At 59.9% G+C, this 19019-nt stretch carries 11 protein-coding genes, 2 tRNA genes and 3 rRNA genes; 3 read left to right on the forward strand and 13 right to left on the reverse strand.

Going from position 1 to position 19019, the window contains the following annotated elements:
* Positions 1-235 precede the first annotated feature (235 nt).
* Entirely contained in the window at positions 236-844 is a 609-nt protein-coding gene (locus KF707C_RS24415; protein ID WP_036994330.1) for a hypothetical protein, read from the reverse strand.
* A gap of 235 nt (positions 845-1079) precedes the next feature.
* On the opposite strand from KF707C_RS24415, the gene mksB reads away from it, so the two are divergent.
* Genes mksB through mksF form a run of 3 tightly spaced genes read left to right on the forward strand, consistent with a single transcriptional unit; the run spans position 1080 to position 5871 of the window.
* Entirely contained in the window at positions 1080-2339 is a 1260-nt protein-coding gene (gene mksB / locus KF707C_RS24420) for an Mks condensin complex protein MksB (RefSeq protein WP_004422828.1), read from the forward strand.
* Positions 2339-3040 (forward strand): Mks condensin complex protein MksE, encoded by a 702-nt coding sequence (mksE, locus tag KF707C_RS24425; protein WP_004422829.1) that lies wholly within the window; start codon positions 2339-2341, stop codon positions 3038-3040. Before mksB ends, mksE begins: the two co-directional genes overlap by 1 nt.
* Positions 3037-5871 (forward strand): Mks condensin complex protein MksF, encoded by a 2835-nt coding sequence (gene mksF, locus KF707C_RS24430; RefSeq protein WP_004422830.1) that lies wholly within the window; start codon positions 3037-3039, stop codon positions 5869-5871. The genes mksE and mksF overlap by 4 nt, the downstream gene beginning before the upstream one ends.
* Before the next feature lie 86 nt (positions 5872-5957).
* Here mksF and KF707C_RS24435 read toward each other — a convergent pair whose 3' ends face one another.
* The 12 genes from KF707C_RS24435 to ilvC all read right to left on the reverse strand — a co-directional run bounded on the left by KF707C_RS24435 (position 5958) and on the right by ilvC (position 18956).
* Positions 5958-8249, reverse strand: a complete 2292-nt coding sequence (locus KF707C_RS24435; RefSeq protein ID WP_004422831.1) for a PqiB family protein — start codon at positions 8247-8249, stop codon at positions 5958-5960.
* Positions 8242-8865, reverse strand: a complete 624-nt coding sequence (locus tag KF707C_RS24440; protein ID WP_004422832.1) for a paraquat-inducible protein A — start codon at positions 8863-8865, stop codon at positions 8242-8244. Before KF707C_RS24440 ends, KF707C_RS24435 begins: the two co-directional genes overlap by 8 nt.
* The gene (locus tag KF707C_RS24445; protein ID WP_004422833.1) at positions 8852-9514 is read right to left on the reverse strand and encodes a paraquat-inducible protein A; all 663 of its coding nucleotides are present in this window, start codon (positions 9512-9514) and stop codon (positions 8852-8854) included. Before KF707C_RS24445 ends, KF707C_RS24440 begins: the two co-directional genes overlap by 14 nt.
* 165 nt (positions 9515-9679) lie before the next feature.
* Positions 9680-9795: ribosomal RNA gene (gene rrf, locus KF707C_RS24450) — 5S ribosomal RNA — on the reverse strand.
* Positions 9796-9934: 139 nt separating this feature from the next.
* A 23S ribosomal RNA gene (locus KF707C_RS24455) occupies positions 9935-12825 on the reverse strand.
* Positions 12826-13055: 230 nt separating this feature from the next.
* Positions 13056-13131: transfer RNA gene (locus tag KF707C_RS24460), tRNA-Ala, on the reverse strand.
* Positions 13132-13163: 32 nt separating this feature from the next.
* Positions 13164-13240: transfer RNA gene (locus tag KF707C_RS24465), tRNA-Ile, on the reverse strand.
* A gap of 65 nt (positions 13241-13305) precedes the next feature.
* Positions 13306-14841 (reverse strand): 16S ribosomal RNA (locus tag KF707C_RS24470).
* Together the 16S, 23S and 5S rRNA genes with 2 tRNA genes alongside form the textbook arrangement of a ribosomal RNA operon.
* A gap of 466 nt (positions 14842-15307) precedes the next feature.
* Positions 15308-15916, reverse strand: a complete 609-nt coding sequence (gene msrQ, locus KF707C_RS24480) for a protein-methionine-sulfoxide reductase heme-binding subunit MsrQ (protein WP_036994451.1) — start codon at positions 15914-15916, stop codon at positions 15308-15310.
* Positions 15916-16920 (reverse strand): protein-methionine-sulfoxide reductase catalytic subunit MsrP, encoded by a 1005-nt coding sequence (msrP, locus tag KF707C_RS24485; protein WP_003457174.1) that lies wholly within the window; start codon positions 16918-16920, stop codon positions 15916-15918. Before msrP ends, msrQ begins: the two co-directional genes overlap by 1 nt.
* A 60-nt stretch (positions 16921-16980) precedes the next feature.
* Positions 16981-17796 carry a CDP-diacylglycerol--serine O-phosphatidyltransferase gene (gene pssA, locus KF707C_RS24490; protein ID WP_003457177.1) on the reverse strand — a complete coding sequence of 272 codons (816 nt, stop codon included), beginning with the start codon at positions 17794-17796 and terminating at the stop codon, positions 16981-16983.
* Positions 17797-17939: 143 nt separating this feature from the next.
* Positions 17940-18956: a ketol-acid reductoisomerase gene (ilvC, locus tag KF707C_RS24495; RefSeq protein ID WP_003457178.1), complete on the reverse strand. Its 1017-nt coding sequence runs from the start codon at positions 18954-18956 to the stop codon at positions 17940-17942.
* Positions 18957-19019: the final 63 nt, after the last annotated feature.

The raw sequence follows: 19019 nt of genomic DNA on the forward strand, positions 1-19019 counted from the left end.
CTCTGGCTGATGGCACCGGACTGCTTGTGGCAACGGCACCGGATTCAGGGAATTGTGGCGTGAAAAGCGGTGGCCGGAAAGGCCAGGATGGCGGCTGATTCGTGCGCATGGCGACGTCCCTGCTCCTCTTGTACCGGCCGGTTCCGGAGGCCCGACGCCCGGCCAGCCACGACGAGAAGTCACGGCGGGAGTCGAACCGGCCGATGCTCGAGCCAGCGGGCGGGCAATGCCGTGCTCAGCGCCGGCGATAGAGCCCGATCAGGTGGTCGGCGATCGCGCCCTTGATGGCCTGGATATCCAGCTGGGAGCTGCGCACCAGGCGCTTCGGGTCGATACGATGCAGGTGCAACGAGGGCATTCGCGACTCGTACTCGCGCAGATCGCCCTTGGCCAGCACCGGCAGAAAGGGCTCGCCCCGCTCCTGGTAACGGCGGAGCAGCCACTTGAGGCCGTCCTGGAACGGCAGCTCCAGGGACGGGCTCAGGCGGTGCCCGCCGGGAATCTTCAGGTAGAGACCGGAAGCCCCCAGTACTTCGCCGGGCAGGATGTGGATGCCGGTGGGCAGCACGGCCTCGGGCGGGATGTCATGGAAGGTGTCATGCCAGGCACGCTCGTCGGGCAGGATGGTGATCCTGCCGTGGGCCTCCTCCGGCACCACGAAGCTGTAGCTGCTGTAGAGCTTTTCCACGTAGCCGGAATAGACGCACAGGCGGCTTTCGAAGCGCAGCAGGAAGTCGATGGCTTCCCGGCGGTTGGTGATGGCGTCAAGGTCCCAGTCCAGGTCGGCCTGGCATTCCAGTTCGGCCCAGCGGGCATCGGCGAGACGGGCGGATTCGAGGCTCATGGCTCCTGCGTTCAAGCGGTGTATGGTTCGATAACGCAGAAAACATGCCAGCAGATTCAAGCACTTGGACGGGGGCTGCAGGTACATGGGCTACCGCCTCCAGCACCGCGTCAGTCGCAATCTGCCGATTTTTGTCAGTCCGCGACAGCTGTCGCTCCTCTGATCGGTTGAGTCTCAATCGCCGGTGGCAACCTGAAGTACAATCCCCTCTTTTTTCAGCGACCCCGGCCCATCGATGATCGATCCCAAGCGCGTATTGCGCGCCCTCGCCGAACACTGGACGTTGCTCGAACCGCTTTGCGAGCGTTTCGATACCGGCACCCTGAGCCTGGTGGAGCTGCGTGTGCAGCTGGCCGGCCAGTTGCCGGAGGGCACGCCCACCGACATCACCGCCCTGCTCGACCTCTGGGTCCGCCTGGACATTCTGGTTCCGGTGGCCAAGAGCCCGAACCGCTTCGAGCTGAACGCGCAGATCCACGACTTTCTCGCCTACCTGCGCCGGGAGCACCGCCTGGGCCTGTGCCTGGAGATCGAGGCCTACCTGCGTCACCTGGAGCGCCTGGCCGGCTATATCCAGGAAGCCTTCGAGATCCGCGACGGCAACGACCTGGCCCGCCAGCTACGCCTTCTGGACATGCGCGTGCGCGACGTGCTGAAGAAGCTGGACAACGACGAGCAGGCGCTGGTGGCGGTGGCAGACCGCGCCAAGACCAGCGACCGGCAGATCCCCCTGCGCCAGCGCTATGCCGAGGTGCTGGCCACCTGGGACGAGTACGTGGAGCCGATGATCCAGCTGGTGGCCGCCGATGGCGCCTTCGAGCAGGGCGTGCGCCGCGTCGAGCAGGTGCTGCTGCGCCTCCTGGGCGAGCAGCAGCGCTTGGGCCAGTTGGTGGACGATGACCTGCTGCTGCGCACCCACGCGCGCATTCTGGAAATGCAGACCAGCGCCCAGTTGACCCTGCGCAAGGCCCGCGAGCTGCTGCTGCCGCTACGGGAGGAAGCCCGCCGGCACAACGCCGTGACCCGTGGTGCCGCACTGGCGCTGTCGGTGATCCGCAAGAAGGGCCTGGATGCGGTGCCCCAGGCAGCGATGCCCTTGTTCACCCGCCCGCAGACCACCTTCCTCGGCAGCGCGTCCCAGGTGGAGGCCTATGTCTACGCACTGGCGCGCTTCCAGCCGAAACCGGCGCACTTCCCCAAATCCAGCGGGCCGCGCAAATCGACCGCGCCCCGTTCGCCGAAGACGGCGCGGGAGATGCTCGACCGCTGCGAGCAGGCCCTGCCGCTGCCGGACCTGATGGTCTGGCTGCTTGAGCAGGAGCCGGAAGGCGCCACCGACGAACTCCTCTACTGGTTCTCGCGTCTTTCCCGCGACTCGCGCTTCCAGCGTGATCGCCTGGAACGCCGCGATTACCTGACCGCAGAGCACCAGGTCAGCCTGAGCTCCTACGCCCTGATCAAAAGCCCCACCGCCGCGGCCGAGAAGACTTCCTGATGAATATCGACCTGAAAGAAATGACCCAGCTCGCACCCATCTTCCGCGAGCTGTTCAAGGGCTATCACCTCTCCCGCAGCGAGCCGGAGTGCTACGCCCAGCTGTCCACGCAGCAGGACCAGTACCGCGCACTGTTCAAGGCGCTCGGCTTTGAGCTGGTGTGCGACCCGCGCGGCTTCTATTACTTCGTGCCCGAGCAGATGGGCGCCCAGGTGAACAAGACCGCCCAGCGCCTGGCCCTGTTCACCTTCATCCTGGTGGAGCACCTGGCGGATCAGGGCCGCGACCCTTTGTCCGTGCTGGACGGCGGCAGCATCGGCCGCGACGAGCTGCCCGCACTGCTGGAAAAGTACCGCGACCTGTTCATGCAGGCCGAGGTGACGACCCATGAGGAGCTGGAGGAGAAGGTGATCCGCCGCCTGACCCAACTGGGCTTCGCCGAGGACAGCAACGGTGTCTACCGCTTCCTGCCGCCGATGCACCGCTTCCTCGATGTCTGCCTGGCGGTGCAGCACGACCGCGACCTGGCCGCCAGCCTGCACAGCAGCGACCTGGCGTTGCAGGCGCCGGTACTGCTGGATGACGACAGCGGTGATGCCATCATCCCCATCGATGTGCCCGAGGCCGTCGAGGAATCCGACGAAGACGCCCTGGCCCGCGCCATGGCTGAAGAACGCGCCGCCCAGGAGGAAGACGCATGAGCCAGGAACGCTACGGCATCCGCCGCTTCGCCCTGCTGAACACCGCCGGCTACAGCCTGGGTCTGTTTCCCCTGGAAACCCCGCTGTCGATCTACGGAGCCAACAACCTGGGCAAGTCGGCGTCGATCAACGCGCTGCAGTTCCCTATCCTGGCGCGCATGTCGGACATGAGCTTCGGCAAATACAGCCTGGAGCAGTCGCGCAAGTTCTACTTCGCCACCGATACCAGCTACATCCTGGTGGAAATCTCCCTGCCCCACGGCCCCCATGTGATCGGCGTGGCCGGTCGTGGCCCGGGCGGCGGCTTCGGCCACCAGTTCTTCGCCTACCGGGGCGAACTGGACCTGGAGCACTACCAGCAGGGCGGCACCTGCCTGCGCCAACGCGAGCTGTTCAACAACCTGGAGCGTGAGGGCATCAAGGCCTATGAGCTCAAGCCCGACGAACTGCGCCGCCTGCTGGTGGGCGGGCACACCTCGATTCCGCTGGACCTGACGCTGATCCCGCTGCGCTCCACCAGCGAGCAGAGCCTGAAAACCTTCCGCTCGCTGTTCATCAACCTGCTGCATATGCGCGAAATCACCGCGGCCAAGCTCAAGCAGCTGTTCCTCGACGCCTTCGAGCACAGCCTGCGTTCGGGCAGCGTGGACTACATCGCCGCCTGTGAAGAGGCCTTCCGCGACGTGCGCCGCATGGAGCAGGACTACCAGGCCCTGGTGGCCGCCGGCCCGCTGGTGGAGGCGCTGTCCAACGGCGTGACCCAGCGCGAGATCCTGCGCGGCAAGCTGCACCGTATCTCGCCGCTGCTGGATTCCCTGCTGGGTACCTGGCAGGACTATTCCGGTGCGCGTCGCGAGGAACTGGTGATCCAGGCCGAGCATTACCGCAACGAGCAGGACGGCCTGCAGAACGAGCAGCGCGGCGGCACCCAGGAGATGATGCGCCTGGAGCGGGCCATCACAGAGATCCAGCGCTGGCTGGGCGAGCTGGCGGTGCTCAAGAACCGCTTCGCCCTGGTGGAGGACGCCAAGGTGCTGGAGCAGCAACTGCTGGCCGCCAAGGATGCCCACGACGAGCTGGCCGGTGCCCTGGCGCAGTCCCGGCAGTTCTCCGCCGAGGACCTCGACGAGCGCGTGCGCGACCTGGAAAAACGCCTGAAGGCGGTGAAACAGCAGCTCGATCACGCCGACAACAACAGCTACTCGCGCCTGCGCGAGGAGTTCAGCCAGGCCGATGTGGACCGCCTGATGCGGTTGTTCAATGGCCAGCTGTTCAGCCTGCCCCTGGGCGAGAAAGGCATCCAGCTGGACGATGAGGACGCCTGGGTGAAGACCCTGGAAGTGGTGCTGGATCAGTTCAAAGGCAGCCAGTTCGAGGCACCCGGCCTGTCCATCGATCTCTCCGGCATCGAGCCGCCGGCCCTGCAGGCCCTGGCCGACCGTGCCGCCCTGCGGGACCAGAAGGACCGCCTGGAGCGTGAGCTGAAGCAGCTCAAGACCCAGCAGTCGGTGGCCGCCGACCGCGCCGCGAGCAAGGAGCAGGCGGAGAAGTTGTATCAGGCCGTGCTGGATGCGCAGAAAGCCCTGGAGGACTTCCGCAAGGCCCAGACCCTGACCGCCGAAGAGCCGGCCAAGCTGGAGGAGCTGGCGCAACTGGAGGCGACCCAGGACGAGCTGAAGCGCTCCGCCGACGCCTTCACCGAGCGCGTCCAGCAACTGTCCGCCAAGCTGCAACTGGTGGGTCGCCAACTGGCGGATCTGGAAGCCAAGGAGCGCACCCTGGAGGATGCCCTGCGCCGCCGCCAGTTGCTCCCGGCCGACCTGCCCTTCGGCACGCCCTATATGGACCCTGTGGACGACAGCCTGGACAACCTGCTGCCGCTGCTCAACGACTATCAGGACACCTGGCAGGCGCTGCAGCGCATCGACGGCCAGATCGAGGCGCTCTATGCCCAGGTGCGCCTGAAAGGCGTGGCCAAGTTCGACAGCGAGGACGATGCCGAACGCCGCCTGACCCTGTTGATCAACGCCTATGCCCACCGCCAGGACGAGGCGCTGACCCTGGCCAAGGCGCGCCGCGCGGCGGTCACCGATATCGCCCGCACGCTGCGCAACATCCGCAGCGACTACGACAACCTGGAACACCAGCTGGCGCTGTTCAACCGCGAGATCAACAAGCGCCAGGTGTCCAACCTGCAAAGCTTCCGGATCGTGCTGGCACCGAACAAGGATGCCCTGCGCCACATCGACCAGATCATCCACAGCGCCGGCCAGTACGAGGAAGGTGAGACCCTGTCGGTCTTCGACCTGACCCAGTCGGCGGACCAGGATGCGAAGAACGAGGAGGCCAAGGAATACCTGGCGCGCCTGGTGGCGGCCAACGGCAACCAGCTGGGCCTGAAGGACCTGTTCGAGCTGGCGTTCGAGATCACCAAGGTCCATGGCCAGCCGGTGATCCACACCGACATCGATGGCGCCGCGTCCAACGGCACCACCATGACCATCAAGGCGCTGACCAACATGTATCTGCTGCTGCACCTGATGGACCGCGAGCAGGCCAGCCGCATTCGCCTGCCTTACTACCTGGACGAAGCGGCGGACATCGACGAGCGCAACCAGCAGGCGCTGATCGAGACCAGCCAGCAGCTTGGCTTCACGCCGATCCTGGCGTCGGTGAAGCCGCAGGTATCGGCCAACGTCGCCATCGACCTGGAAGGCGGCAGCGGCCCCAATGGCATCTACATCGACGAGGCCGACTGGAAGTTCATCAAGCGTCGCGAGTCGACGAAGGCTGAACAGGAAAGCCGCGACAAGGCCGTCGAACCCGCCTGATCGCCAACCTGCTGAAACGACAAGGGCCGCATTCGCGGCCCTTGTCGTTTGGGGCGTCCACCCTGTGCAGGGGCGCTCCCCGATGCTTACTGCGCGAGGGGAATCTTCGGCGCCCAGGTCAGCCATTCATCTTCCGCATCGTCATGCAGTGCGAAGGTCTGACCGTTGAGCGCGACATTGCCCATCTGCCCCTCATTGGGAGTGGCAAAGGAGATGCCACCTTCCACCAGGGATTCCAGTGATCCAGTGCGCACCTTCACGCCATCGAACAGGCTGGCGTCGACACCGACGCCGCTGCTGTGCCAGAAGCGGCTGCCGCTGTGGACCAGAGGTGCGTAGCGCGGCTCGATGAGGACGTGAATGAAGACGCGATCGGCCGTCTTGCCCAGTTCGTAGGACAGCACCGTGCCCACGGGCACCTCGCGGTAGCTGACGATCACCCCCGGCTTGATGGAGCCACGACGGGGGGCACTGAGGACGATGCGCAGGCCCTGCTGGGTCGCAAGAGGGTCAGGTGCCTGGTTGAGCACGGTGAACCGGGTCTGGCTGGCGCCCGGGTTTTCCGCCGGCTCGACTTCCAGGTACTGGCCACTGACGAGTGTGTCGAGGTTGGCGGTGCGCAACAGGCCCAACTCAGGCCCCACCACCCAGAAGCGTGTCCCGGCGCGAGCGATCCGGTTGGCCGCCTGGGTCAGCCGGGCCTTGAGGATGACACCCGAGAGGTCGTCCTTGAGGCTGACGGACTCGACCTCACCGACGTCGATCCCCTTGAAGCGGATTGGCGTACCCTCCTTGAGACCACTGGCCTGGGGCACGGCGATCTCGATCAGGGTGCCCTTCTGCAGGGCCTGGGCTTCATCGTCGTAGAGGCTGAAGCGGCGCGGGCGGGTCACAGGCTTGGCCTTGGGATCCGGCGTGCTGAAGGTGATGCCGCCGGCCAGCAGGGTCTGCAGGGATTCGCTTTTCACTTCGACGCCGGACAGGCTGCCCTTGAGGGTCACGCCGCTGGAATTCCAGAAGCGGGTGGATTCGTTCACCAGCTTGGCGAACTCCGGCTCGATGTGGATGCCGATGACGACCCGCTCCTGATCACGGGACAGTTGGTAGCTCTGCACGCTGCCCACACGTACCTGGCGGAACAGGATGGGGCTACCGACTTCGAGGGAACCCAGGCGATCGCTGGTAAGCACCAGGTGCAGGCCCGGGGCGTCGGTATTCAAGGGCGGGGCCTTGGGCCGAACCTTGAACTCGCGTGTCGGGCTTCCTTCCTTGGCGAAGCGGACGGCGATGTAGTTGCCTTTGACCAGGGCCTCGATGCCGGTGATGCCTGCCAGGGAGATGGAGGGTTTCACGGTCCAGAACTCGGTGCCTTCGACGAGGAAGTCTTCGGTACGGGGCTCCATGGTGAGTTCGGCGGTGGCACCGGTGAAATCCTTGTCCATGTCGAGCTTCTTCAAGGTACCCACCTGCACGCCGTTGTACATCACCGGGGTGCTGCCGGGGTTGAGGCCACTGACGTCGTCCATGCGCAGCAGCACACGCAGGCCGGCTTCGGCCGCTTCGAATCCGTCATAGAGACGGAAGGGAATGCTGGGATCGGTGGGCGGGCTGTCCTGGCGGTGCTCCGGCGTCGCGAAGGCGATGCCTCCGGCCACCATGCTGAGTACGGATTCGGTGCGAATCTTCACACCGGACAAGCCTGCGTCGACATTGAGCCCGCTGGCGTTCCAGAAACGGGTGTGCTTGCGCACCAGGTGCGCGTAGGGCTGTTCGATATGGACCTTGACCTCGACAGTGCGCTGGTCCTCGGCGAGCTGATAACTCTTCACCTGACCGACCTGGATCTGCCGGTAGTAGACGGGACTGCCCTGCTCCAGGGAGCCCAGGCGTTCGGCCTTGAGGGTAAGGTGCACGCCAGGCAACGCATCGGACAGGGGCGGTGGCTCCGCCAGCGCGGTGTAGCGCCGCTCCGGCTCGCCCTGCTGCGGGTCGATGGCGATGTAGATGCCGGATACCAGGGTTTCCAGCCCCGTCACACCCGCCAGGGATACGCGCGGTCGAACCAGCCAGAAGCGCGTGCTCTTGCTGAGGTAGGGCTCTGCCTCCTTCATGACTTCGACGGTAGCGATCACGCCCTTGATGTCATCGCTGACATGCAGGTCGACCACCTTGCCCACCTGAATGCCCTTGTACATCAGCTGAGTCTTGCCCACCTGGATGCCATCGCCGTTCTCGAAACGGATATGGATCTCGATGCCCGCTTCGCTCATGGCCTTCCAGGCCAGCCAGAGACCGATGATCAGTGCCAGCAGGGGTAGCACCCAGATGGCGGACCAGTTGGTGGTTTTCTTGGTTTTCGGCGTCGGCAGCTCAGGCATTCTCGTCGTCCGTATCGGTGTTGTCCCAGATCAGCCTGGGGTCGAAAGTCACTGCGGCGATCATGGTGATGACCACGACGCTGGCGAAGGCGGCCGCTCCAAGGTTCGCTTCGATACTGGCCAGATTGCCGAAGCTCACCAAGGCCACGAGGATGGCGATGACGAAGATATCGAGCATGGACCAGCGTCCTATCCATTCGATGAAGCGGTACATCAGGATGCGCTGCCGCGGTGACATGGGCAGCCGTCGCTGTACTGAGTAAAGCAGCAATGCAATCCCTACAAGCTTGAACGTGGGCACCAGGATGCTGGCGACGAACACCACGAGGGCAATGGGCACCATGTCGGCATGTATGAGTTCCAGCACCCCGCCCATGATGGTGGAAGGCGCCCCGTTGCCGAAGAAGTTCACCGTCATGATGGGCAGCAGATTGGCCGGAACGTAAAGGATGGTGGCGGTGATGAGCAGGGCCCAGGTACGCACGATGCTGTCGGGGCGGCGCGCGTAGAGAACGGCGCCACAACGACGGCAATGACCGTGGTCGTCGTCGGAGCCCATGTGGTTGAGCTGATGGCATTCGTCACAGACGATGATGCCGGCATCAATGGCTCGCATGGGCCTCACCCTCCGGATCCAGGGCGTCCCATACCTGGTGCGGCGACATGGTGACCTCCAACCAGACCTGAGACAGCAACAAACCGATGAAGCAAGCCAGGCCAATGCCCAGATGGAGGTCGGCGAGGTCGATCAGCTTGACGATGGAGACCAGGATGCCCATCAGGTAGACCTCCAGCATCCCCCACTCCCGTAAATGGTGGTACAGGCGGTAGAGCACGATGCCCAGACCCTGGGCCCGCCCGAAGCTGATGCAGAGAAGCACCACCAACTGACAGAGGAGTTTGACCAGGGGGATGACCATACTGCAGAGGAACACCAGCAAGGCCACTGCCTGCATGCCTGTATCGTAGAGGCCCAGTACGCCGGTCCAGACGGTGTCGTGAGTGGTCTGGCCCAGCAGGTTGAGCTTCATGATGGGCAGGAAGTTGGCTGGGATGTACAGAAGCAATGCAGTGAAGGCCAGGGCCAGGGCGCGGCGCACCATTTGCGAACGATGCACCACCAATTCATATCCACAGCGGGGGCAGCAGGCTTTCTGCTCGTCGCCAAGGCGAGGACGCTGCATCAGCAGATCGCACTCGTGACAGGCGATCAGGCCGTGCAGCGGAAGTTCGGACAGCGGGCGCGGGTCAGCCTGCTCAGGCATGGCATCAAGGCTCTCAGGGATTACGCGGCTATTCTAGACGAGCGCGCCGAACCGGTCGCGGCCACAAGGTATATCGGCCACTTCCATCAGGCCCCTCGCCCGACTTTCCATCGCCCAAAGACAAACCCCCGACACGCGTTAGCGTATCGGGGGTTTGGGATAGGAGCTTGACGATGACCTACTCTCACATGGAGAAGCTCCACACTACCATCGGCGATGCGTCGTTTCACTGCTGAGTTCGGGATGGGATCAGGTGGTTCCAACGCTCTATAGTCGTCAAGCAATTCGGTTGGGGCATCGTCTGGGACGCTACCCCTAATCAGGTATGTGACAGTTGTTGGCTTTGCGGTTCATGCGAACTTTCGGTTCACATCGACTTCACCAGTCGCACCCACAATCACCAGATTGTTTGGGTGTTATATGGTCAAGCCTCACGGGCAATTAGTATTGGTTAGCTCAACGCCTCACAGCGCTTACACACCCAACCTATCAACGTCGTAGTCTTCGACGGCCCTTCAGGGGATTCAAGATCCCAGTGAGATCTCATCTTGAGGCGAGTTTCCCGCTTAGATGCTTTCAGCGGTTATCTCTTCCGAACATAGCTACCCGGCAGTGCCACTGGCGTGACAACCGGAACACCAGAGGTTCGTCCACTCCGGTCCTCTCGTACTAGGAGCAGCCCCTCTCAAATCTCAAACGTCCACGGCAGATAGGGACCGAACTGTCTCACGACGTTCTAAACCCAGCTCGCGTACCACTTTAAATGGCGAACAGCCATACCCTTGGGACCGGCTTCAGCCCCAGGATGTGATGAGCCGACATCGAGGTGCCAAACACCGCCGTCGATATGAACTCTTGGGCGGTATCAGCCTGTTATCCCCGGAGTACCTTTTATCCGTTGAGCGATGGCCCTTCCATACAGAACCACCGGATCACTAAGACCTACTTTCGTACCTGCTCGACGTGTCTGTCTCGCAGTCAAGCGCGCTTTTGCCTTTATACTCTGCGACCGATTTCCGACCGGTCTGAGCGCACCTTCGTACTCCTCCGTTACTCTTTAGGAGGAGACCGCCCCAGTCAAACTGCCCACCATACACTGTCCTCGATCCGGATGACGGACCAGAGTTAGAACCTCAAGCATGCCAGGGTGGTATTTCAAGGATGGCTCCACGCGAACTGGCGTCCACGCTTCAAAGCCTCCCACCTATCCTACACAAGCAGGCTCAAAGTCCAGTGCAAAGCTACAGTAAAGGTTCACGGGGTCTTTCCGTCTAGCCGCGGATACACTGCATCTTCACAGCGATTTCAATTTCACTGAGTCTCGGGTGGAGACAGCGCCGCCATCGTTACGCCATTCGTGCAGGTCGGAACTTACCCGACAAGGAATTTCGCTACCTTAGGACCGTTATAGTTACGGCCGCCGTTTACCGGGGCTTCGATCAAGAGCTTCGCTTGCGCTAACCCCATCAATTAACCTTCCGGCACCGGGCAGGCGTCACACCCTATACGTCCACTTTCGTGTTTGCAGAGTGCTGTGTTTTTAATAAACAGTCGCAGCGGCCTGGTATCTTCGACCGGCATGGGCTTACGGAGCAAGTCCTTCACCCTCACCGGCGCACCTTCTCCCGAAGTTACGGTGCCATTTTGCCTAGTTCCTTCACCCGAGTTCTCTCAAGCGCCTTGGTATTCTCTACCCAACCACCTGTGTCGGTTTGGGGTACGGTTCCTAGTTACCTGAAGCTTAGAAGCTTTTCCTGGAAGCATGGCATCGACCACTTCGCTTTCTAAAAGAAAGCTCGTCATCAGCTCTCGGCCTTGAACACCCGGATTTGCCTAAGTGTTCGGCCTACCACCTTAAACTTGGACAACCAACGCCAAGCTGGCCTAGCCTTCTCCGTCCCTCCATCGCAGTAACTAGAAGTACGGGAATATTAACCCGTTTCCCATCGACTACGCTTTTCAGCCTCGCCTTAGGGGCCGACTCACCCTGCGTCGATTAACGTTGCGCAGGAACCCTTGGTCTTTCGGCGTGGGAGTTTTTCACTCCCATTGTCGTTACTCATGTCAGCATTCGCACTTCTGATACCTCCAGCAAGCTTCTCAACTCACCTTCACAGGCTTACAGAACGCTCCTCTACCGCTCGTCTTGCGACGAACCCGTAGCTTCGGTGTGTAGTTTGAGCCCCGTTACATCTTCCGCGCAGGCCGACTCGACTAGTGAGCTATTACGCTTTCTTTAAAGGATGGCTGCTTCTAAGCCAACCTCCTAGCTGTCTAAGCCTTCCCACATCGTTTCCCACTTAACTACAACTTTGGGACCTTAGCTGACGGTCTGGGTTGTTTCCCTTTTCACGACGGACGTTAGCACCCGCCGTGTGTCTCCCACGCTGACACTTCCAGGTATTCGGAGTTTGCATCGGTTTGGTAAGTCGGGATGACCCCCTAGCCGAAACAGTGCTCTACCCCCTGGAGTGATACGTGAGGCGCTACCTAAATAGCTTTCGAGGAGAACCAGCTATCTCCGAGCTTGATTAGCCTTTCACTCCGATCCACAAGTCATCCGCTACCTTTTCAACGGGAGTCGGTTCGGTCCTCCAGTCAGTGTTACCTAACCTTCAACCTGCTCATGGATAGATCGCCCGGTTTCGGGTCTATACCCAGCGACTAAACGCCCTATTAAGACTCGCTTTCGCTACGCCTCCCCTATTCGGTTAAGCTCGCCACTGAATATAAGTCGCTGACCCATTATACAAAAGGTACGCAGTCACCTAACAAAGTAGGCTCCCACTGCTTGTACGCATACGGTTTCAGGTTCTATTTCACTCCCCTCTCCGGGGTTCTTTTCGCCTTTCCCTCACGGTACTGGTTCACTATCGGTCAGTCAGTAGTATTTAGCCTTGGAGGATGGTCCCCCCATGTTCAGACAAAGTTTCACGTGCTCCGTCCTACTCGATTTCACTTCCAAGAACCTTTCATATACGGGGCTATCACCCACTATGGCCGCACTTTCCAGAGCGTTCTATTAGATTCAAAGAAGCTTAAGGGCTAGTCCCCGTTCGCTCGCCACTACTAAGGGAATCTCGGTTGATTTCTTTTCCTCAGGGTACTTAGATGTTTCAGTTCCCCTGGTTCGCCTCTTGCACCTATGGATTCAGTACAAGATACCTAGGTTATCCTAGGTGGGTTCCCCCATTCAGAGATCTCCGGATCAAAGTCTGTTTGCCGACTCCCCGAAGCTTTTCGCAGGCTACCACGTCTTTCATCGCCTCTGACTGCCAAGGCATCCACCGTATGCGCTTCTTCACTTGACCATATAACCCCAAGCAATCTGCCTGCGATCATGGTGTGAAGACGACATTCGCCGAAAATTCGCGCTTGAACTCGCAAATTTTGCCTTGAGTTGCTGAATGCAGTGAAACATTCAACAAGTCACTTCTATCACATACCCGAATTTTTAAAGAACGATTCTGAAGCAAAGTCCAGAATTCAATATCCAACCACGGATACTCAATTCTGCACTCTTGGCTGCCTGACTGGAGAGTGGTGGAGCCAAGGAGGATCGAACTCCTGACCTCCTGCGTGCAAAGCAGGCGCTCTCCCAGCTGAGCTATGGCCCCAATGTCGGCCGGTCATTCGACCCCGCGACAATTGGTGGGTCTGGGCAGATTCGAACTGCCGACCTCACCCTTATCAGGGGTGCGCTCTAACCAACTGAGCTACAGACCCAATCGCCTTCGCAATTGAATCAAGCAATTCGTGTGGGAACTTATGAAGAAGCTGATGTCTTCGATTAAGGAGGTGATCCAGCCGCAGGTTCCCCTACGGCTACCTTGTTACGACTTCACCCCAGTCATGAATCACTCCGTGGTAACCGTCCCCCTTGCGGTTAGACTAGCTACTTCTGGAGCAACCCACTCCCATGGTGTGACGGGCGGTGTGTACAAGGCCGGGAACGTATTCACCGTGACATTCTGATTCACGATTACTAGCGATTCCGACTTCACGCAGTCGAGTTGCAGACTGCGATCCGGACTACGATCGGTTTTATGGGATTAGCTCCACCTCGCGGCTTGGCAACCCTTTGTACCGACCATTGTAGCACGTGTGTAGCCCTGGCCGTAAGGGCCATGATGACTTGACGTCATCCCCACCTTCCTCCGGTTTGTCACCGGCAGTCTCCTTAGAGTGCCCACCATAACGTGCTGGTAACTAAGGACAAGGGTTGCGCTCGTTACGGGACTTAACCCAACATCTCACGACACGAGCTGACGACAGCCATGCAGCACCTGTGTCTGAGTTCCCGAAGGCACCAATCCATCTCTGGAAAGTTCTCAGCATGTCAAGGCCAGGTAAGGTTCTTCGCGTTGCTTCGAATTAAACCACATGCTCCACCGCTTGTGCGGGCCCCCGTCAATTCATTTGAGTTTTAACCTTGCGGCCGTACTCCCCAGGCGGTCGACTTATCGCGTTAGCTGCGCCACTAAGATCTCAAGGATCCCAACGGCTAGTCGACATCGTTTACGGCGTGGACTACCAGGGTATCTAATCCTGTTTGCTCCCCACGCTTTCGCACCTCAGTGTCAGTATTAGTCCAGGTGGTCGCCTTCGCCACTGGTGTTCCTTCCTATATCTACGCATTTCACCGCTACACAGGAAATTCCACCACCCTCTACCATACTCTAGCCCAGTAGTTTTGGAGGCAGTTCCCAGGTTGAGCCCGGGGATTTCACCTCCAACTTGCTGAACCACCTACGCGCGCTTTACGCCCAGTAATTCCGATTAACGCTTGCACCCTTCGTATTACCGCGGCTGCTGGCACGAAGTTAGCCGGTGCTTATTCTGTTGGTAACGTCAAAACAGCAAGGTATTAACTTACTGCCCTTCCTCCCAACTTAAAGTGCTTTACAATCCGAAGACCTTCTTCACACACGCGGCATGGCTGGATCAGGCTTTCGCCCATTGTCCAATATTCCCCACTGCTGCCTCCCGTAGGAGTCTGGACCGTGTCTCAGTTCCAGTGTGACTGATCATCCTCTCAGACCAGTTACGGATCGTCGCCTTGGTGAGCCTTTACCTCACCAACTAGCTAATCCGACCTAGGCTCATCTGATAGCGTGAGGTCCGAAGATCCCCCACTTTCTCCCGTAGGACGTATGCGGTATTAGCTCGAGTTTCCCCGAGTTATCCCCCACTACCAGGCAGATTCCTAGGCATTACTCACCCGTCCGCCGCTCGCCGGCATCCCGAAGGACCCGCTGCCGCTCGACTTGCATGTGTTAGGCCTGCCGCCAGCGTTCAATCTGAGCCATGATCAAACTCTTCAGTTCAATACTGCTTGGGTTTTGAGAAAACCCTAAACTTGGCTCAGCAATCGCAAATAAACTCTCGAATTCACGAGTGTTACTTGTGATGCTGATAATCAGTTGACTACCAGTCTTACCTCACAAGCACCCACACGAATTGCTTGATTCAGTTGTTAAAGAGCGTTTCGATCAAGTCTTTCGTCTCAACCGAGGCCGCGCATTCTACAGCAGCCCTTCTTACTGTCAAGCTGTTTTTCGAAAATTTCTTTTCTACTCAACCGCTTGCGCTTTTGATCCGATTCACTCTTCTCGTCAGCGGGAGGCGCATTCTACAGGATTCAACCCCGTCGTCAACACCTCACTTCCGAGCCTTTCGCTTTCAGCTTAACCCTTTGATTCTCAAGGAGTTTCGCTTGGCGACTGCGCCGGAAGTGGGGCGCATTATAGGGATGAGAAATCTGCCGTCAATACCTTCCTTGTAATTTTTGTGTCATCCCGGCTGTACCGACCTGAACAAGCGAGGCAACTTCCTCTCCACCTGGGGCACTCTCAAAAGCATGAGTCCCAGCGCGACCAGCGCATATCCCGACCATTCCGCCATGTCGGCGCGGACCACCCAGAGCATGTGCAGCAGCGCGATGGCCAGGATGGCGTAGATCAGGCGATGCAACTGCTTCCAACGCTTGCCGAGTCGCCGGATGCTGAAGTGATTGGAAGTGACCGCCAAGGCGGAAAGCCCCAGAAACCCCAGCGCACCCACGAATATATAAGGTCGCTTGCCCAGATCGATCAGGAACTGTTGCATGTCCAGCCCCAAGAGGAACACTGCATAGGCACTGATATGCAACACCGCATAGGTGAAGCACCAGAGACCCAATTGCCGGCGAACGGCAATCCATCCACTCCACCCTGTGAGCTTTTGCAACGGAGTCATCGCAAGCGTTATGAGAAGCAACCAGAGCGCCCCAAGCCCAAGACGATCCACCAGTACCTTTCCGGGATCGGGTCCCAGGGCAAATATCCAGGCCTGATATATCCACAATCCGACCGCAACGGGTGCCACTAGGAACACAAAGAGTCGCCAGAGAGCGAATCGCATCAGTAATTCTTCCTCAAATCCAGCCCCGCGTAGAGGCTGGCCACTTCTTCATAGCCGTTGAACATCCGCGTCGGAACGATATTCGGTGAGAACAGCCCACTGGGCAGCCTCCGCTCATGAGCCTGACTCCACCGCGGGTGATCGACTTCGGGATTGACGTTCGAAAAGAAGCCATATTCCTCGGGCGCTATGGTTTGCCAGGTCGTCTTCGGCTGGGCGGCTACGAGACGTATGCGCACGATGGACTTGATACTCTTGAATCCGTACTTCCAGGGCACTACCAAGCGCAAGGGTGCCCCATTCTGGTTAGGCAGCACCCGCCCATACATGCCCACAGCCAGAAGCGTCAGCGGATGCATCGCTTCATCCAGCCTCAACCCTTCTACATAGGGCCAGTCGATCAGGGAAAATCCGGAGCGAACCCCCGCCATCTCATCAGGAGCCAGGCGGGTTTCGAAACTGACGTACTTGGCGTTGCCGTTGGGTTGCGCCCTACTCAACAACTCGCTCAAAGGGAAGCCCAACCAGGGAATGACCATGGACCAGGCTTCGACGCAGCGCAGACGATAGATCCGCTCTTCGAGGGCATGGGGTTTCACCAGGTCCTCCAGTGCATAAGCTCCAGGCTTATCCACTTCGCCTTCTATGCGAACAGTCCAGGGCTCGACGCGCAGCTTCTCCGCATAGCGCGCAGGGTCGCCCTTGTTGGTACCGAACTCATAGAAATTGTTGTAGTGGGTTGCATCCCGGAAGGGTGTGATCGACTCATCGCCGGCCGTCACTGTACGCCAGCGAGTTCCAGCGAGTTTTGCGTCGAACCAGGCTGGCGCCTTGGCAGGTTCGACGTCGTCGTATACCGAAGCATCCTGGGCGCATAACGGAAGCGCCGCCATGGCGGCCGCCCCACCAACGCCGGCCAGGAACCTGCGTCGGGAAAGATAGAGGGATTCAGGCGTGACTTCGTGCTCGCGGCAAGCGGACGAAGGAGGGATCTGGATCAGCATGGCGGCTCCGCAATTCGGGCTGAGATGCCCTGTAGACTGCGGAGCCGCGAGGAAATTACATCAATCGACCTGCTTACGACGTCGCAACTGGAGCAAGTATTGCACCGGACCGGACGCAGCGTAAGCCAGGAATATCAGCAGCAGGATACGCGGCGGGTCACTGAACACCACGGCGAACGCGAGCACCACGATCAGGATCGCCACGAAGGGAACACGCCCCTTCAGGTCCAGATCCTTGAAGCTGTAGAAGCGGATGTTGCTCACCATCAGCATCCCCGCCAGCGCCACCAGCAGCGCGACAATAAAGGACATGTTGGAGCCCTTGATGCCGAAATCGCTGAACGCCCAGACGGTTCCCGCCACCACGCCCGCTGCGGCAGGGCTGGCCAGGCCAATGAAGTAGCGCTTATCCACCTTGCCGATCTGGGTATTGAAGCGAGCCAGACGCAGCGCGGCGCCCGCCACATAGATGAATGCAACCGTCAGACCGACGCTGCCGAGGCCACTCAGAGCCCACTCGAAGGCCAACAAGGCGGGGGCGACACCAAATGCCACCATGTCCGACAACGAATCGTACTCGGCACCAAAGGCACTCTGGGTATTGGTGAGCCGGGCGACGCGGCCGTCGAGGCTATCCAGCACCATGGCGACGAACACTGTGGCGGCGGCCACCGAGAAGTTGCCGCTCATGGCGTTGACTATGGCGTAGAAGCCGGCGAACAGGTTGGCCGTAGTGAACAGGTTGGGCAGCAGGTAGATACCACGATGCCTGACCTTGCGCCCTTCGGAGTCGTGCCCCTCTTCGACGTGTTCGTCGATGGGCAGCAGACTGTCGTTATCGATGGGCTGATTCGGCTCTTCGGGGCGTTCATTCATGAACAACATCCTTGCAACGAATTCGGTGTGTGGGGGGCGGTCATCGGCAAGGCCCCGCCCGGCAGTGGGCTTTATACCAGATCACTGGCGCCAAAATGAAAGAACGCGGCCGAAGCCGCGTCCCTTGAGATCAGGAAAAGACCTTAGTTCTTGGTCTTGTCGACGATCTTGTTGGAAGCGATCCACGGCATCATCGCGCGCAGACGTTCACCAACCTGCTCGATCGGGTGAGCAGCGTTGTTGCGACGGTAAGCGGTCATGGAGGCGTAGTTGGAAGCGCCTTCCTGAATGAACATCTTGGCGTACTCACCGTCCTGGATGCGCTTGAGGGCATTGCGCATCGCGGCACGGGATTCGGCGTTGATGACCTCCGGGCCAGTCACGTACTCACCGTACTCCGCGTTGTTGGAGATGGAGTAGTTCATGTTGGCGATGCCGCCTTCGTACATCAGGTCGACGATCAGCTTCAGCTCGTGCAAGCACTCGAAGTAAGCCATTTCAGGCGCGTAGCCAGCTTCGACCAGGGTTTCAAAACCGGCTTTGACCAGCTCGACGCAACCACCGCACAGTACGGCCTGCTCGCCGAACAGGTCAGTCTCGGTCTCATCCTTGAAGGTGGTCTCGATGATGCCGGTACGGCCACCGCCAACGCCACAGGCGTAGGACAGGGCAACGTTCTTGGCATTGCCGGAGGCGTCCTGGTATACGGCGATCAGGTCAGGGATACCGCCGCCCTTGACGAACTCGGAGCGCACGGTGTGGCCCGGGGCTTTCGGCGCGATCATGATCACGTCGAGGTCGGCACGCGGTACAACCTGGTTGTAGTGGATGGCGAAACCGTGGGAGAAGGCCAGAGTGGCGCCCTTCTTGATGTTCGGCTCGATCTCGCTCTTGTACAGCTGGCCCTGGAATTCGTCCGGGGTCAGGATCATCACCAGGTCGGCAGCTGCGACGGCGCTGGCAACATCGGTGACTTTCAGGCCATGGGCTTCGGCCTTGGCAACGGTGGCAGAGCCCTTGCGCAGGCCGATGGTGACGTCGACACCCGAATCCTTCAGGTTGCAGGCCTGGGCATGGCCCTGGGAACCGTAACCGATGATGGCAACTTTCTTGCCCTGGATAATGGAGAGGTCGCAATCTTTGTCGTAATAAACTTTCATGTTCTTGGCTCTTTATGAAACGAAAGGGATGGGGTGCGCACACCGCGACGAAGCCACATTAAG

Source organism: Pseudomonas furukawaii (assembly GCF_002355475.1).
GTDB lineage: Bacteria > Pseudomonadota > Gammaproteobacteria > Pseudomonadales > Pseudomonadaceae > Metapseudomonas > Metapseudomonas furukawaii.

Bases quoted from the DNA above. Each gene is read 5' to 3' on its own strand.
- mksF (WP_004422830.1), top strand. From the start codon at position 3,037: ATGAGCCAGGAACGCTACGGCATCCGCCGCTTCGCCCTGCTGAACACC.
- KF707C_RS24445 (WP_004422833.1), bottom strand. From the start codon at position 9,514: ATGCCTGAGCAGGCTGACCCGCGCCCGCTGTCCGAACTTCCGCTGCAC.
- pssA (WP_003457177.1), bottom strand. From the start codon at position 17,796: ATGAATGAACGCCCCGAAGAGCCGAATCAGCCCATCGATAACGACAGT.
- KF707C_RS24435 (WP_004422831.1), bottom strand. From the start codon at position 8,249: ATGCCTGAGCTGCCGACGCCGAAAACCAAGAAAACCACCAACTGGTCC.
- KF707C_RS24415 (WP_036994330.1), bottom strand. From the start codon at position 844: ATGAGCCTCGAATCCGCCCGTCTCGCCGATGCCCGCTGGGCCGAACTG.
- mksE (WP_004422829.1), top strand. From the start codon at position 2,339: ATGAATATCGACCTGAAAGAAATGACCCAGCTCGCACCCATCTTCCGC.
- KF707C_RS24440 (WP_004422832.1), bottom strand. From the start codon at position 8,865: ATGCGAGCCATTGATGCCGGCATCATCGTCTGTGACGAATGCCATCAG.
- ilvC (WP_003457178.1), bottom strand. From the start codon at position 18,956: ATGAAAGTTTATTACGACAAAGATTGCGACCTCTCCATTATCCAGGGC.
- mksB (WP_004422828.1), top strand. From the start codon at position 1,080: ATGATCGATCCCAAGCGCGTATTGCGCGCCCTCGCCGAACACTGGACG.
- msrP (WP_003457174.1), bottom strand. From the start codon at position 16,920: ATGCTGATCCAGATCCCTCCTTCGTCCGCTTGCCGCGAGCACGAAGTC.
- msrQ (WP_036994451.1), bottom strand. From the start codon at position 15,916: ATGCGATTCGCTCTCTGGCGACTCTTTGTGTTCCTAGTGGCACCCGTT.